Origin of the sequence: Streptomyces bacillaris (assembly GCF_003268675.1) — a bacterium.
GTDB lineage: Bacteria > Actinomycetota > Actinomycetes > Streptomycetales > Streptomycetaceae > Streptomyces > Streptomyces bacillaris.
Genome location: NZ_CP029378.1, coordinates 6,566,660 through 6,581,684 on the forward strand (window position 1 = coordinate 6,566,660; position 15,025 = coordinate 6,581,684).

Genomic DNA, 15,025 nt, shown 5'->3' on the forward strand with positions numbered 1-15,025 from the left:
CTCATGGCCAAGGCGACGGAGCAGAACGGCACGCCCGTCCCCCAGAGGCTGCTGGCCACCGCCACCCGGCTCTTCGCCGAGCGCGGGTACGACCGCACCTCGGTGCAGGAGATCGTCGAGGCGGCGGGCGTCACCAAGGGGGCGCTCTACCACTACTTCGGCTCCAAGGAGGACCTGCTCCAGGAGGTGTACGCCCGGGTGCTGCGGCTCCAGCAGGAGCGGCTCGACGCCTTCGCGGACGCCGACGCCCCCGTCGAGCAGCGGCTGCGCGACGCGGCGGCCGACGTGGTCGTCACGACCATCGACAACCTGGACGACGCGGCGATCTTCTTCCGCTCCATGCACCACCTGAGCCCGGAGAAGAACAAGCAGGTACGGGTGGAGCGCCGCCGCTACCACGAGCGGTTCCGGGCTCTGATCGAGGAGGGCCAGCGCAGCGGTGTCTTCTCCACCGCCACCCCCGCCGACCTGGTGGTCGACTACCACTTCGGCTCGGTCCACCACCTCTCCACCTGGTACCGCCCGGACGGCCCGCTCACCCGCGAGCAGGTCGCCGGCCACCTCGCGGACCTGCTGCTGCGGGCCCTGCGCCCGTAGCGCGCCGGGGAGTGCGGGGGAGCACCGGGGAGCGCGGGGGGAACACCGGGGAAGTACGTAACACCGCCCTGATCAGGGCCGGTTGAACACATCCAAACACCGATATGTGTTCGTTAATGGAACTGGCATGTCCGCTTTCCGCTCTTGACGGAACACTGTCACCTCATTGACCATCGGTCACGCATCGCACGGCCGCCCACCGACATGGGCGGCCGGGCCCGGTGCGTACCACCAGCTCCAGGACCCGGCCGTACGTTCCACACGTGCGACGCGGCCGGGTACCCCCCGCACGTTCCGTCAGTCCCCGAACGGAATCCGGAGCCCCACCATGAGACCGAACCGCCTCACCCTGCGCAGATCCCCGGCGGCCGTCGCCGCCGTGGCCGTCGCGGCCCTGCTCTCCACCGCCGCGCCCGCCGCGCAGGCCGCCGCCCCGGCGACCACCGCCACGGTGGCAGCCGCCGCCGCGCCGGACATCCCGCTGGCCAACGTCAAGGGCCACCTCACGCAGTTCTCGACGATCGCCGCCAACAACGGCGGCAACCGCGCCCACGGCCGCCCCGGCTACAAGGCGTCCGTCGACTATGTGAGGGCCAAGCTCGACGCGGCCGGATACACCACGTCCCTCCAGCAGTTCACCACCAGCGGAGCCGTGGGCTACAACCTCATAGCCGACTGGCCCGGCGGCGACCCGAACAAGGTCGTGATGGCCGGAGCCCACCTGGACTCCGTCTCCTCCGGCGCCGGCATCAACGACAACGCCTCCGGCTCGGCCGCCGTCCTGGAGACCGCCCTCGCCGTCTCGCGCGCCGGGTACCAGCCCGACAAGCACCTGCGGTTCGCCTGGTGGGGAGCGGAGGAGCTGGGCCTGATCGGCTCCAAGTACTACGTCAACAACCTCCCGGCCGCCGAGCGTTCGAAGATCTCCGGCTACCTCAACTTCGACATGATCGGCTCGCCCAACGCCGGTTACTTCGTCTACGACGACGACCCGGTCATCGAGAAGACCTTCAAGGACTACTTCGCGGGCCTCGGCGTGCCCACCGAGATCGAGACCGAGGGCGACGGCCGCTCCGACCACGCCCCGTTCAAGGCTGCGGGCGTCCCCGTCGGCGGCCTCTTCACCGGCGCCAGCCGCACCAAGACCGCGGCCCAGGTGCAGAAGTGGGGCGGAACCCAGGGCCAGGCCTTCGACCGCTGCTACCACACCTCCTGCGACACCACGGCGAACATCAACGACACCGCCCTGGACCGCAACAGCGACGCCGCCGCCCACGCGATCTGGACCCTCTCCGCGGGCTCCACGGGCGAGCCGCCCACCGGCACCGTCTTCACCAACGACGCGGACGTCGCCATCCCGGACGCCGGGGCGGCCGTCACCTCCTCGATCACCGTCTCCGGACGGACCGGCAACGCCCCCGCCGCACTCCAGGTGGGCGTGGACATCAAGCACACCTACCGCGGTGACCTGGTGATCGACCTGCTGGCCCCGGACGGCGCCGCCTTCCGGCTGAAGAACTCCAGCAGCGGCGACTCGGCGGACAACGTCATCACGACGTACACCGTCAACGCCTCCGCCAAGGCGGCCAACGGCGTCTGGAAGCTCCGGGTGCAGGACGTCTACCGGTCCGACACCGGCTACATCGACAGCTGGAAGCTCACCTTCTGAGGACGGGTGACGTCGGTGCGGCCCCCTCTCGCCGGAGGGGGCCGCACCCCGTTCTCACACGTACTTCTTGATCTCCCGCCGGGCCAGCGACCGCTGGTGCACCTCGTCCGGCCCGTCCGCCAGCCGCAGCGTCCGCGCCGAGGCCCACAGCTCCGCCAGCGGGAAGTCCTGGCTCACCCCACCCGCCCCGTGCAACTGCACCGCCGAGTCCAGGATGTCCACCACCGCGCGCGGAGTGGCGATCTTGATGGCCTGGATCTCCGTGTGCGCGCCCTTGTTGCCCACGGTGTCCATCAGCCAGGCCGTCTTCAGCACCAGCAGCCGCAACTGCTCCACCGTCACCCGGGCGTCCGCGATCCAGTTCTGCACGACCCCCTGCGCGGCCAGCGGCTTGCCGAACGCCGTACGGTCCACCGCCCGGCGGCACATCAGCTCGATGGCCCGCTCCGCCATCCCGATCAGCCGCATGCAGTGGTGGATCCGCCCCGGCCCCAGCCGCGCCTGGGCGATGGCGAAGCCGCCGCCCTCCTCCCCGACCAGGTTGGCCACCGGCACCCGCACGTCGTGGAAGACCACCTCCGCGTGGCCCCCGTGGGAGTGGTCCTCGTACCCGTACACCCGCATCGCCCGCCGCACCTCGACGCCCGGGGTGTCGCGCGGCACCAGGATCATCGACTGCTGGCGGCGGAGGTCGTTCCCGTCCGGGTCGGTCTTGCCCATCACGATGAAGACCGCGCAGTCGGGGTTCATCGCCCCGGAGATGTACCACTTGCGTCCGTTGATGACGTAGTCATCGCCGTCCCGGATCATCCGGGTCTCGATGTTCGTCGCGTCCGAGGACGCCACCTCCGGCTCCGTCATCGCGAACGCGGAGCGGATCTCCCCGGCGAGCAGCGGCTCCAGCCACTGCTTCCTCTGCTCCTCCGTGCCGAACTGGAAGAGCACCTCCATGTTCCCGGTGTCCGGCGCCGCGCAGTTCGTCGCGGTCGGCGCGAGGTGCGGGGAGCGGCCGGTGATCTCCGCGAGCGGCGCGTACTGGAGGTTCGTCAGCCCGGCCCCGTACGCCGCGTCCGGCAGGAAGAGGTTCCACAGCCCCTGCCGCCGCGCCTCGGCCTTCAGCTCCCCGACGACCGCGGGCGTGTCCCACGGCGAGGCGAGCAGCGCCCGCTGCTCCTCTGCGACCGGCTCGGCCGGATACACGTGCTCGTCCATGAAGGTGAGCAGCCGGGAGCGCAGCTCCTCGGTACGGGCGTCGAATGCGAAGTCCATGGGTGGTCAGCCTTCCTGCAGGGTGGTGAGGCCGTGCTCGATGAAGACCGGGACCAGTTCACCGATCCGGTCGAAGCCCGCGCCGACGGTCTGGCCGAGGGTGTAGCGGTAGTGGATGCCCTCCAGGATCACGGCGAGCTTGAACCAGGCGAACGCGGTGTACCAGGAGATGGCGGAGGTGTCCCGGCCCGACCCGGCGGCGTACCGCTCGATCAGCTCGGCGGGGGAGGGGTGCCCGGCGGCGCCGCTGGTGGTGGAGACGGGGGAGTGCGGCAGACCGAGGTCGGAGCTGTACATCACGAGCAGCCCGAGGTCGGTCAGCGGATCGCCCAGCGTGGACATCTCCCAGTCCAGGACGGCGTTGATCCGCTCGTCGGGGCCGAGCAGCACGTTGTCCAGGCGGTAGTCGCCGTGGACGACCGTGGGCGCGGGCGACGCGGGCAGTTCGCGGCCGAGCGAGGCGTGCAGCTCGTCGATGCCGGCCAGTTCCCGGTTGCGGGAGGCGTCCAGCTGCTTGCCCCAGCGCCGCAACTGCCGGTCCAGGAACCCGTCGGGCCGCCCGAAGTCCCCGAGCCCCACGGCCTCCGGGTCCACCGCGTGCAGGTCGACCAGGGTGTCGACGAGCGCGAGGACGGCGGCCCGGGTGCGCTCGGGACCCAGCGGGGCGAGCTGTTCGGCGGTGCGGTACGGAACGCCCTCGACGTGCTCCATGACGTAGAAGGGCGCACCGAGCACGGTCTCGTCCTCGCAGAGCAGGACCGGCTCCGGCACGGGGACGGCGGTGGGGTGCAGGGCCCTGATCACCCGGTGCTCGCGCTTCATGTCGTGGGCGGTGGCCAGCACATGGCCCAGCGGCGGCCTGCGGACCACCCACCGCCCGGTCCCGTCGGTGACGGTGTACGTGAGGTTCGACCGCCCGCCCTCGATCAGCCGGGCCTCCAGCGGCCCGCGCACCAGCCCGGGGCGCTCGCGGTCGAGATGGCCGCGCAGCAGCTCGGGGTCGAGACCTGGTGGGGGACGGGGCTCATGGGGCGTACCTCCGGGCGATGGGACCAGGAAATCAGAACGGTCGGTGACCATGATGCCGACCAGTCGGTATGTCGTCCAGTGTGCTCCCGCGATCGGGCGCCGGGAACGCGTCCGCACCGCCCTCGTCGGCCTCCGGCACACCGGCCGCGACCCGAGCACCCCGCTGCCGCCGCACACCGTCGTCCGCCCTGAGTTGCGCGCGCCCTGACCTGCGCCGAAGGTCGAGGGATGAAGGCGATCAGCTACAGCGCGTACGGCTCGGCCGATGTCCTGGAGTACGGCGAGCGGCCCGACCCCAAGGTCGGCCCCGACGCGGTCCTGGTGAAGGTGCGGGCCGCCGCCGTCAACCCGGTCGACTGGAAGGCCCGCGAGGGGTTCCTGCAGGGCGGCCTCGAAGCCGTCTTCCCGGTGATCCCCGGCTGGGACGTCTCCGGGGTCGTCGTGCAACCGGGCGTCGCCGTCGACGAGTTCGCGGTCGGGGACGAGGTGATCGGCTACGTCCGGGAGGACTTCCTCTCCCGCGGTACGTTCGCGGAGTACGTCGCCGCCCCCGTGCGCACCCTCGCCCGCAAACCGCTCAGCCTGAGCTTCGAGGAGGCCGCCGGGCTGCCGCTGGCCGGGCTCACCGCGTACCAGGTGCTGCACCGCACCCTGAAGATCCGCGACGGCGACACCGTCCTGGTCCACGCGGCGGCGGGCGGGGTCGGCTCCCTCGCCGTGCAGATCGCCCGCCACGAGGGGTGCCGGGTCATCGGCACCGCCAGCGAGCGTAACCACGCGTACGTACGCGGCCTGGGCGGCGAGCCCGTCACGTACGGGGAGGGCCTCGCCGAGCGGCTGCGGGAACTGGTCCCCGACGGTTTCGACGCGGCCTTCGACACCGTGGGCGGGGAGGCGCTGCGGGTCTCGGCGGAGACCCCGGCCGAGGGCGGCCGGCTCGCCTCGATCGCGGACAGCGAGGTGTTCTCGTACGGCGGCCGCTACGCCTTCGTCCGCCCCGACGCGGCCGACCTGGCCCAGCTCGCGGAACTGGCCGAACAGGGCATCGTCACCGTCCACGTGGACCGGGTCTTCCCGCTGGATCAGGCGGCCGAGGCGTACCGGCTCAACCAGGAGGGACGTACGCGGGGGAAGATCGTCGTCACGGTGGACTGGGACGCCTGAACAGTCCTGGGGGCGCGCTCAGAACAGCATGGCCACCGCGAACACCGCGAACGCCACCGTGCACAGCGCCGCCGTCAGCGCCCCGCGCGGCGCGAACGGCTCCGGCCGGGCGACGCCCAGGCGCTGCACCCTGCGGTGGGCCACCGCCAGGAACCCCAGCCAGGCCACGGCGGTCAGCGCCACCGCCACCAGCGCGGCCGGGGTCGCACCGCTGTGCAGCGCCTGCCGCCCGGCGAGCAGCGCCACGACCGTGGCGGAGAGCGTGGTACGCCGCCACGCGAGCCGGGTCCGCTCGGGCTGCAGCCCGGGATCCCGCTCCCCGCCTCCGCCTTCGCTACGGCCCCCGCCCCCGTCCCGTACGACCGTCACCGGCTCTCCCAGCCGAAGAGGACCACCACCACCATCACGACGGCCGCCACCGCGACCACCAGGCCGAGCACCGTCGGGAAGCGGGAGACCGGCAGATCCTCCCCGCGCCGCATCGCCCGCTCGCACCGCACCCAGTGGTTGACCGCCCGCAGCGCGCACAGCACACCGGCGGCGAGCAGCCCGACGGCGAGCCCCGCCCGGACGCCCCAGGCCAGGTCGGGCAGGAACTGGTCCACGGCGAAGCCGCCGCCGATCAGGGCGAGGGCCGTCCTGATCCAGGCGAGGAACGTGCGCTCGTTGGCCAGGGAGAACCGGTAGTCGGGGGTGGCCCCCTCCTCCCGGATCCGCTGCGGCGCGAACCACAGGCGTACGCTCTGCGCGATCTTGTTCACACGGGCACCTTACGAGGTCAGAGCGCCCGGAACTCCTTGAGCCGCCGGTACGCCTCCACCCCGTCCGGCACCCACAGCCACGCACCGAGCCGCTCCTCCAGCTCCGCACCGTCCAGGAAGGCGTGCCAGGCGACCTCCTCGACCTGCGGCGAGACCGGAAGCTCGCACCGCACCTGGTAGACCGCCGACCACCAGGAGTGCTTCCCACCGGTGTAGAGGAACCGGAACAGCGGCTCGGGCTCCGGCAGCCCCGAGACCCCCAGCTCCTCCTCCGCCTCGCGCAGCGCCGCCTCGTCGTAGGACTCGCCCGCGCCCACCACCCCGCCGACGAACATGTCGTAGTACGAGGGAAAGAGCAGCTTGGTCGCCGTGCGGCGGTGGACGAAGACCCGCCCCTCGGCGTCCCGCGCCTCGATGAAGACGCAGCGGTGGCGCAGCCCCCGGGCGGTCGCCTCGCCGCGCGGGGCCTGCCCGACGACCTCGTCGTTCTCGTCGACGATGTCCAGGGTCTCGTCAGAAGGCGTCATGCGTTTCATCCAACAGCACCCGGGTGGTTGACGTGGCAGCGGCCGGTACCCAAGATCTGACGCACGGGTAACTTGTCACCCCGGTGCCCCTCCCCGCCCCTTCCCGACAGGATGGAACCGATGGCGTACGACGCTGATGTGATCGTGATCGGGGCAGGGCTCGCCGGACTCGTGGCCACCGCCGAACTGGCCGACGCGGGCCGTTCCGTGATCCTCCTGGACCAGGAGCCCGAGCAGTCGATCGGCGGGCAGGCCCACTGGTCCTTCGGGGGCCTCTTCCTCGTCGACTCGCCGGAGCAGCGCCGGCTGCGGATCAAGGACAGCCGGGAGCTGGCCCTCCAGGACTGGTACGGCACCGCCGGGTTCGACCGCAAGGAGGACCACTGGCCGAGGAAGTGGGCCGAGGCGTACGTCGACTTCGCGGCCGGTGAGAAGCGCTCCTGGCTCCACCAGCAGGGGCTGCGGATCTTCCCGGTCGTCGGCTGGGCGGAGCGCGGCGGCTACGACGCGACCGGCCACGGCAACTCCGTACCCCGCTTCCACATCACCTGGGGCACCGGCCCCGGCGTCGTCGCCCCCTTCGAGCGGCGGGTCCGCGCGGGCGTCGCCAAGGGGCTCGTCCAGCTGCGGTTCCGCCACCGGGTCACCGGTCTCGCGCGCACTGCCGGGGCGCTGGACACGGTCACCGGCGAGATCCTGGAGCCGAGCGGTGCCGCGCGCGGCACCGCCAGCAGCCGGGAGGCGACCGGCACCTTCGAGCTGAAGGCCCAGGCGGTGATCGTCACCTCCGGAGGCATCGGCGGCAACCACGACCTGGTCCGCGCCCAGTGGCCCGAGCGGCTCGGCACCCCGCCCGAGAAGCTGCTCTCCGGCGTCCCCGCCCATGTCGACGGCCTGATGCTGGGCATCGCCGAGGAGGCGGGCGCCCACCACATCAACCGGGACCGGATGTGGCACTACACCGAGGGCATCGAGAACTGGAACCCGATCTGGGCCAAGCACGCCATCCGCATCCTGCCCGGCCCCTCCTCCCTCTGGCTCGACGCCCGGGGCAAGCGGCTGCCGGTCCCGCTCTTCCCCGGCTTCGACACGCTCGGCACCCTCGAACACATCATGAGGTCGGGCCACGGCTACACCTGGTTCGTGCTCAACCAGCGGATCATCGGCAAGGAGTTCGCCCTCTCCGGCTCCGAGCAGAACCCCGACCTGACCGGCAAGTCGGTACGGGACGTGATCGGCCGGGCCCGCGCGGACGTGCCCGCACCGGTCAAGGCGTTCATGGACCACGGGGCGGACTTCGTGGTGGAGAAGGACCTCGACGCCCTGGTCCGGGGCATGAACGCGGTGACGGGCGACGGCCTGATCGACGCGGCCGAGCTGCGCCGCGAGATCACCGCCCGCGACCGCGAGATCGTCAACCCCTTCACCAAGGACCTCCAGGTCACCGCCATCCACGGCGCCCGCGCCTACCTGGGCGACCGCCTCATCCGTACGGCGAAACCGCACCGCATCCTGGACCCGGCGGCGGGCCCGCTCATCGCCGTACGCCTCAACATCCTGACCCGCAAGTCCCTGGGCGGCCTGGAGACGGACCTCTCCTCCCAGGTCCTCACCCCCGACGGCACCCCGCTGCCGGGCCTGTACGCGGCGGGCGAGGCGGCAGGCTTCGGCGGCGGCGGAGTCCACGGTTACCGCTCCCTGGAGGGCACGTTCCTCGGCGGCTGCATCTTCTCGGGGAGGGCGGCGGGCAGGGCGGCGGCGCGAGCACTGTGAGCCCCTCCGGCGATCGAGGAGCGGGGTCCGGGGCAGCGCCCCGAAGCCTCACCCGGCCGAAGGCCCGCCCGCGCCTTGCGGACGAACCTGGCCCCGCGGTCACCCCAACCGCTCCACCACCCGGAACCGCTCCGCCACGATCAACGTCCCGTCGTCCACGGTGAACGACGGATCCCCCAACGCCTCCCGCATCTCCTCCCCGTGCCAGAACCGCTCATGCCCCGCCCGCCACTCCGCCACCGACGTGTACCCCTCACCCTCGTCCAGCGCGTGCTGCAGATCGACGGCCCCCAGCGGCAGCACCCGTACGTCGGTCACCTCGATCACCGCCACCTCCCGCCCCTGCGAATCGATCAGCGCGGACCGCTCGCCCACCGGCGGAAGCTCCTCCTGCTCCAGCTCGTACTCGGCCAGCAGCCCGGAGGTGGACACCTTCTCGCCGGAGAGGACCGCCGCCACCAGCCGGTCGCGGAGCGGCCCGGGAAAGGCGAGAAGGAAGGGTTTCAGGGGTTCACGAGGCTCCATGCCTCCAGTGTGTCAGGTGTCACCCCGACCCCGCCCACCCCGCCGCGGCCTGCGGGAACGCCCCGCCCGCCCCGATGACTTCCAGCCAACTCTCCATGAGTGGAGCAGAGTTGGTGTAGACCTCCCCTTGACTTGGAGCGTCCCCTACCGCTTTGCTGTGCGCGATCATCCGCTCGCACACCGCGTCGAAAGAAGTCTGCGGCATGTCCCCGCCTCCGCCGCCCCTGGGCCGCTCCCGCCGCCGGGGCGGCCGCTCGGACCACGCCTTCGACCCGGCCCTGGACGACCTCGAACTCATCGACGCCCGCGCCCAGTTCACCCAGGGGCGGTGGGGCGAGGCCCGCACCCTGCTGGTGGCGACCGGCAAGGACTGGGACCGCCGGGGGCACCGCCTCCTCTGCCTCGCGGAGATCCCCTCCGCCGCGGACTGGGCCGGTGACTGGCTGCTCGCCGAACCCGAGAGCGCCGACGCCGCCACCCTCCTCGGCTGCGCCCGTGCCGTACGGGCCCTGCGTACCAAGGCCAAGGCCGACGAGGCGGCCCGCGCCCGGCAGGCGTGTCTCGCCGCTGCCCGGCTCACCCCCGACGACCCCACCCCGTGGCTCGCCCTGCTCCTCCTGGACCGGGGCCGCGAGGACGGCGGCGACGAGACCGGCCGGCTCTTCGAGGAGGTCCGCTCCCGCCACCCCGAGCACCACCACGCCCACCACGTGATGACCGCGCAACTGGCCGAGAGCCGCCCCGACAGCGGGCAGGACCCGCTCCACGAGGTGTACGACTTCGCCGCCTGGGCCGCCGAACAGGCCCCGGCCGACTCACCGCTCGCCGTCCTCCCGGTGGTCGCCCACGCCGAGCGCTACCGCGTCCTCGTGGCGGCGGGCAGCGAGCCGGACGACCCCGTCGCCTCCGGGCACTGGTCGGGGCGGCGAGCCCGGCAGGTGATGAAGGCCGCCTTCGACTGGTGGCTGGAATGGGAGCGCGAGGACCACCCCCGCCACCACGTCGACCTCAACTTCCTGGCCCACGCCAAGGTCTGCGAGGGCCGCACCGCCGAGGCCGCCGCCCTCTTCCACCGCATCGGCCCGTACGCCACGGCCGCGCCCTGGTCGTACGCGGGCCAGGACCCGTACACCGCGTTCACCGCCGCCCGCGACCACGCACTCGGCGCGCCCTGACCAAGCGTCCCCCCGACCACGACTGCCGAGCACCAATCGATCACGCACCCAGGACCGAAGAAGGGACCACCTCCGCCATGTCGACGGGCAGTTCATCTCCAGGCACGACCCGGCAGACCGGCACCACCCGGCGGACCGGCGACACCGGCGGGATCAACACCTACAAGGGGGAGGAGCGCGCCCTGCGCGCCGACCGCCTCGGCACCCCCGGCCTGCTCCTCTCCGTGCTCGCCGCCAGCGCCCCCCTGATGGTGGTCGCCGGGGTGATGCCCACGGTCTTCGGCGTGATGGGCATCGTCGGACAGCCCCTGCTCTTCGTCATCCTCGGCGCCGTCCTGATGCTGTTCAGCGTCGGCTACGCGGAGATGAGCCGGCACGTCCACAACGCCGGGGCCTTCTACGCGTACATCGCCCGCGGCCTCGGCCCGACGGCCGGTGCCGGTGCCTCGCTGGTGGCGCTGGTGGCGTACAGCGCGATGCAGGTCGGCATCTACGGGATCCTCGGCTTCGAGGTCTCCGTCATCCTCTCCACGTACGCCGGTATCGACGTGCAGTGGTGGATACCCGCGCTCATCGCGGTGGTCGTCGTCGGGGTCCTCGGCTGGCTGAAGATCGACCTCAACGCCAAGGTGCTCGGCGTCCTGCTGGTCATCGAGTGCGTGCTCGTCGTGGTCTTCGACATCGCGGCCGTCTCCGAACCGGGCCCCGAGGGGCTCTCGTTCCAGGCGTTCAACCCCGAGACCCTCACCGGCGCCGGGCTCTCCACCGCGCTCTGCTTCTGCATCGCCGCGTTCGTCGGCTTCGAGCAGGCACCGGTCTACGCGGAGGAGACGAGCCGCCCGCAGATCGTGGTCTCCCGGGTGATGTTCCTCGCCGTCGGGTACGCGGCGGTCTTCCTCGCCCTCAGCTCCTGGGCCCTGACCGTGGCCGTCGGACCGGCCTCCATCGCGGACACCTCCCTGAAGGAGGGCCCGGGCATGCTCTTCGGGCTCACCGAGACCCGGCTCGGCTCCACCTTCACCGACGTCCTGCACATCCTCTTCGTCACCGGCATCTTCGCGGCGCTCCTCAGCTTCCACAACGTGGTCGCCCGCTACGGGTTCGCGATGGGCCGCGAGGGGCTGCTGCCCGCCCGCTTCGGCCGCACCAACCGGGCGAGCGGCGCCCCCGTCATCGGCTCGCTGCTCCAGTCCGTCATCTCCGTGGTGATCGTCCTGGCCTTCGCCCTCAGCGACGACAACCACATCGGCGACCCCACCGTCCCCGTCCTGCGCCTCTTCACCTGGATGGGCAACGTGGGCGCGCTCGGCGTGATCCTGCTGATGGCCGCCGCCTCGTTCGCCGTCATCGCGTTCTTCGTCAAGCGCGGTGCGGGCCGCGTCCAGGCCCCGCGCCTGGTCGCCTCCGGACTCGCCGGGATCGGGCTGCTGTCGATCGCCGTCTTCACCGTCCGCGACTTCGACGTCCTCGTGGGCTCCGGCTCCGGCTCGACCCTCAACTGGCTGCTGCCCGGCGTGATCGTCCTCGCCCTCGTCGGCGGTCTCGTCTACGGGGCGGTGCTGCGCAGGGTCAAGCCCGAGGTGCACGCCCGGATCGGGCTGGGCAACGAGGCGTTCCAGCTGGAGAAGGCGGCCGAGAGCGAGTCGGGCCGCCGCTGACCACTCCGTACGTACGCGGAAGGAGCCGCCCGCCCCGGCCGCGTACGCGAAGAGGAACGCCCGCCCCGGTACGGCACCGGGGCGGGCGTTCTCGCGTACGTACGGAAGCGGCTACAGCAGCAACGACAGCGGCAGGATGAAGGCGATGGCCACCACGGAGATGATCGTCTCCATCACCGACCAGGTCTTCACGGTCTGCCCGACGTCCATCCCGAAGTACTCCTTCACCAGCCAGAACCCGGCGTCGTTCACATGGCTGAAGAAGAGCGAACCGGCACCGATGGCCAGCACCAGCAGGGCCGCGTGCGAGGTCGACATGTCGGCCGCGAGCGGGGCGACCAGACCGGCGGCGGAGATGGTGGCGACGGTGGCCGAGCCGGTGGCGAGACGGATCGCGACGGCGATCAGCCAGCCGAGCAGCAGCGCGGGGATCGCCCAGTTCTCGGAGAAGTCCAGGATCATCTGGCCCACCCCGGCGTCGATCAGCGTCTGCTTGAAGCCACCGCCCGCGCCGACGATCAGCAGGATGCCCGCGATCGGGGCGAGCGACTTCTCCACGGTCCCGGCGAGCCTGCCCCGGGTGAACCCGGCGGCCCGGCCGAGGGTGACCATGCCCAGCAGCACGGCGGCGAGCAGCGCGATCATCGGCGAACCGATCACGTCCGTCACCCGCTGGAACCCGTTCTCCGGGTCGTCGACGACGATCTCGACGAGCGCCTTGAGCAGCATCAGCACGACCGGCAGCAGGATCGTCACCAGGGTGGCGCCGAAGCTCGGACGGCGGTCCAGCTCCTCGGAGGGGCGCTGCGGGATCATCTTCTCCGGCGGCTCGATGTCCACCCAGCGCGCGGCGTACCGGGAGAAGACCGGACCGGCGATGATCACCGTCGGGATGGCGACCAGCACACCGAGCGCCAGCGTCACCCCGAGGTTGGCGTCCAGGGCGTCGATCGCGACCAGCGGGCCGGGGTGCGGCGGGATCAGCCCGTGCATCACGGAGAGCCCGGCCAGCGCCGGGATGCCGATCCGCATCAGGGAGAAGTTGCCGCGCTTGGCGACGAGCAGCACCACCGGGATCATCAGCACGATCCCGACCTCGAAGAAGAGCGGCAGCCCGATGATCGAGGCGATGAGGACCATCGCCCACGGCATGGCCCCCCGGCTCGCCTTCGCCAGGATGGTGTCGACGATCTGGTCCGCCCCGCCCGAGTCCGCGAGCAGCTTGCCCAGGATGGCGCCGAGCGCGATGAGCACGCCCACGCTCGCGACGGTGGAGCCGAGGCCCGCGGTGAAGCTGGCGATCGTGTCGGCCGGTGCCGCCCCCGCGAAGGAGCCGAGCGCCAGCGAACCGATGGTCAGCGCCAGGAACGCGTGCATCTTGAGCTTGGTGATCAGGAGAACGATGACGGCGATGCCCGCCAGGACGGCGATGCCCAACTGCGCGTTGCCTGCCGAAGTGATCGGTTCGGCGGCGTCCGCTGCCAGCATCTCGACGCTGAGACTGGTCACGGTGGTGGTCCTTAGTCTTCGAGCCGCCGCAGCGCGGCGACGGCTCGCTGGGTGATTTCCTCAGGGGTGCCGGACACATCGACATCCACCCCGGCCTCGTCGGCCTGGAGCGGCTGCAACGTCGCGAACTGGGAGTCGAGCAGCGCGGTGGGCATGAAGTGGCCCTTGCGGTCCGCCATCCGCTCCTCGATCAGCGCCCGGTCGCCGGTCAGATGCAGGAAGAGCGCGTCGGGCGCCCCGGCCCGCAGCCGGTCGCGGTACGACCGTTTCAGCGCCGAGCTGGAGACCACCCCGCCGAGCCCCGCCCGCCCGCGCGCCCACTCACCGATGGCATCGAGCCACGGCCACCGGTCGTCGTCGTCCAGGGGGGTACCGGCCGACATCTTCTCGATGTTGGCCGGAGGGTGGAAGTCGTCGCCCTCGGCGTACGGAACGCCGAGTTCGGCGGCGAGCAGGGGACCGATCGTGGTCTTGCCGGTTCCTGCTACGCCCATCACCACGACGACGTGGGGGGTGCTCATGGGGTGCCTCGCTGTCTCGCTGTCGTCTTCGACATCGGTCCGTCGCGCTACTGAAACCTATTAGGTACGACTTATTCAAGAGTCTGTGACACATACGTCGTACTTTTTGTTCCCGAGGGCCGCCCCGTAGGCTTGACCCATGACCACACAGAGCCAGGGGCTGCATACACATGTGCTGGACACCCTGGGTCTGGAGATCACCTCCGGCCAGTGCCCGCCCGGCAGCGTGCTACGCACCGACGAGCTGGCCCAGCGCTTCGACGTCTCCCGTACGGTGATCCGCGAAGTGGTCCGGGTCCTGGAATCCATGCACCTGGTCGAGTCCCGCCGCCGGGTCGGGGTGACCGTCCGCCCCACCGAGACGTGGAACGTGTACGACCCCCGGGTCATCCGCTGGCGGCTGGCCGGCGCCGACCGCCCCCGCCAGCTGCGCTCCCTCACGGTCCTGCGCTCCGCCATCGAGCCGGTCGCGGCGGGCCTCGCCGCCCGCCACGCCACCGCCGAGCAGTGCGCCGAGCTGACCGAACGCGCCCTCGGCATGGTCGCCACCTCCCGGGGCCAGCAGCTGGAGGGCTACCTCGAACACGACATCGCCTTCCACCGGATCGTGCTCAACGCCTCCGGCAACGAGATGTTCGCCCGCCTCGGGGACGTGGTCGCGGAGGTCCTGGCGGGCCGCACCCACCACCAGGTGATGTTCGAGGACCCCGACCCCGCCGCCGTCACCCTCCACGTACGCCTCGCGGAAGCGGTCCGCGAGGGCGACCCGGAGGCGGCCGAGCGCATCACCAAGGAGATCGCGGTCGGCGCCCTGCACGAACTGGACGTCCTCGCCCCGTAGAAGGTCT

16 protein-coding genes are annotated in these 15,025 nt (G+C 71.6%); 8 read left to right on the top strand and 8 right to left on the bottom strand.

Annotated elements, in window-relative coordinates:
* The first annotated feature begins 3 nt into the window (after positions 1 to 3).
* Together DJ476_RS28610 and DJ476_RS28615 are read left to right on the top strand one after the other, a co-directional pair.
* Positions 4 to 597 (top strand): TetR/AcrR family transcriptional regulator, encoded by a 594-nt coding sequence (locus tag DJ476_RS28610; protein ID WP_053561860.1) that lies wholly within the window; start codon positions 4 to 6, stop codon positions 595 to 597.
* A 328-nt stretch (positions 598 to 925) separates the two neighbouring features.
* The gene (locus tag DJ476_RS28615) at positions 926 to 2,266 is read left to right on the top strand and encodes a M28 family metallopeptidase (protein ID WP_103418687.1); all 1,341 of its coding nucleotides are present in this window, start codon (positions 926 to 928) and stop codon (positions 2,264 to 2,266) included.
* Positions 2,267 to 2,320: 54 nt separating this feature from the next.
* On the opposite strand, the gene DJ476_RS28620 is transcribed toward DJ476_RS28615, so the two are convergent.
* Together DJ476_RS28620 and DJ476_RS28625 are read right to left on the bottom strand one after the other, a co-directional pair.
* Positions 2,321 to 3,535 carry an acyl-CoA dehydrogenase family protein gene (locus tag DJ476_RS28620; protein ID WP_112491868.1) on the bottom strand — a complete coding sequence of 405 codons (1,215 nt, stop codon included), beginning with the start codon at positions 3,533 to 3,535 and terminating at the stop codon, positions 2,321 to 2,323.
* Positions 3,536 to 3,541: 6 nt separating this feature from the next.
* A complete protein-coding gene (locus DJ476_RS28625; RefSeq protein WP_318294809.1) occupies positions 3,542 to 4,615 on the bottom strand; it encodes a phosphotransferase family protein in 1,074 nt (357 codons plus the stop codon).
* On the opposite strand from DJ476_RS28625, the gene DJ476_RS34670 reads away from it, so the two are divergent.
* Together DJ476_RS34670 and DJ476_RS28630 are read left to right on the top strand one after the other, a co-directional pair.
* Positions 4,614 to 4,772 (top strand): hypothetical protein, encoded by a 159-nt coding sequence (locus tag DJ476_RS34670; RefSeq protein ID WP_162638807.1) that lies wholly within the window; start codon positions 4,614 to 4,616, stop codon positions 4,770 to 4,772. The genes DJ476_RS28625 and DJ476_RS34670 overlap by 2 nt on opposite strands.
* 20 nt (positions 4,773 to 4,792) lie before the next feature.
* Positions 4,793 to 5,728 carry an NADP-dependent oxidoreductase gene (locus DJ476_RS28630; RefSeq protein WP_112491869.1) on the top strand — a complete coding sequence of 312 codons (936 nt, stop codon included), beginning with the start codon at positions 4,793 to 4,795 and terminating at the stop codon, positions 5,726 to 5,728.
* An 18-nt stretch (positions 5,729 to 5,746) separates the two neighbouring features.
* Here the strand turns inward: DJ476_RS28630 and DJ476_RS28635 are convergent, their stop codons facing one another.
* The 3 genes from DJ476_RS28635 to DJ476_RS28645 are packed head-to-tail and all read right to left on the bottom strand — an operon-like array spanning position 5,747 to position 7,016.
* Positions 5,747 to 6,097, bottom strand: a complete 351-nt coding sequence (locus DJ476_RS28635; RefSeq protein ID WP_103418691.1) for a DUF202 domain-containing protein — start codon at positions 6,095 to 6,097, stop codon at positions 5,747 to 5,749.
* Positions 6,094 to 6,489 carry a YidH family protein gene (locus DJ476_RS28640; protein ID WP_103418692.1) on the bottom strand — a complete coding sequence of 132 codons (396 nt, stop codon included), beginning with the start codon at positions 6,487 to 6,489 and terminating at the stop codon, positions 6,094 to 6,096. Before DJ476_RS28640 ends, DJ476_RS28635 begins: the two co-directional genes overlap by 4 nt.
* Positions 6,490 to 6,506: 17 nt before the next feature.
* Positions 6,507 to 7,016: an NUDIX domain-containing protein gene (locus DJ476_RS28645; protein ID WP_103418693.1), complete on the bottom strand. Its 510-nt coding sequence runs from the start codon at positions 7,014 to 7,016 to the stop codon at positions 6,507 to 6,509.
* A 120-nt stretch (positions 7,017 to 7,136) separates the two neighbouring features.
* Between DJ476_RS28645 and DJ476_RS28650 the strand changes: the two genes are divergently transcribed.
* Complete coding sequence (locus DJ476_RS28650) at positions 7,137 to 8,789, top strand: FAD-binding dehydrogenase (protein WP_112491870.1); 1,653 nt, start codon at positions 7,137 to 7,139, stop codon at positions 8,787 to 8,789.
* 99 nt (positions 8,790 to 8,888) lie between these two features.
* Here the strand turns inward: DJ476_RS28650 and DJ476_RS28655 are convergent, their stop codons facing one another.
* Positions 8,889 to 9,314 carry an ASCH domain-containing protein gene (locus DJ476_RS28655; protein WP_103418695.1) on the bottom strand — a complete coding sequence of 142 codons (426 nt, stop codon included), beginning with the start codon at positions 9,312 to 9,314 and terminating at the stop codon, positions 8,889 to 8,891.
* Positions 9,315 to 9,517: 203 nt separating this feature from the next.
* On the opposite strand from DJ476_RS28655, the gene DJ476_RS28665 reads away from it, so the two are divergent.
* Together DJ476_RS28665 and DJ476_RS28670 are read left to right on the top strand one after the other, a co-directional pair.
* Positions 9,518 to 10,489 carry a hypothetical protein gene (locus DJ476_RS28665; protein WP_112491872.1) on the top strand — a complete coding sequence of 324 codons (972 nt, stop codon included), beginning with the start codon at positions 9,518 to 9,520 and terminating at the stop codon, positions 10,487 to 10,489.
* A gap of 77 nt (positions 10,490 to 10,566) precedes the next feature.
* Positions 10,567 to 12,147 (top strand): APC family permease, encoded by a 1,581-nt coding sequence (locus tag DJ476_RS28670; protein ID WP_103418698.1) that lies wholly within the window; start codon positions 10,567 to 10,569, stop codon positions 12,145 to 12,147.
* Between the two features lie 111 nt (positions 12,148 to 12,258).
* Here the strand turns inward: DJ476_RS28670 and DJ476_RS28675 are convergent, their stop codons facing one another.
* Both DJ476_RS28675 and DJ476_RS28680 read right to left on the bottom strand, forming a co-directional pair.
* Positions 12,259 to 13,656 (bottom strand): GntP family permease, encoded by a 1,398-nt coding sequence (locus DJ476_RS28675; RefSeq protein WP_070204716.1) that lies wholly within the window; start codon positions 13,654 to 13,656, stop codon positions 12,259 to 12,261.
* Between the two features lie 11 nt (positions 13,657 to 13,667).
* The gene (locus DJ476_RS28680) at positions 13,668 to 14,177 is read right to left on the bottom strand and encodes a gluconokinase (protein WP_053561871.1); all 510 of its coding nucleotides are present in this window, start codon (positions 14,175 to 14,177) and stop codon (positions 13,668 to 13,670) included.
* A gap of 139 nt (positions 14,178 to 14,316) precedes the next feature.
* Here DJ476_RS28680 and DJ476_RS28685 point away from each other — a divergent pair, with 139 nt between their 5' ends.
* Entirely contained in the window at positions 14,317 to 15,018 is a 702-nt protein-coding gene (locus DJ476_RS28685) for a FadR/GntR family transcriptional regulator (protein WP_070204717.1), read from the top strand.
* The last annotated feature ends 7 nt before the right edge of the window (positions 15,019 to 15,025 follow it).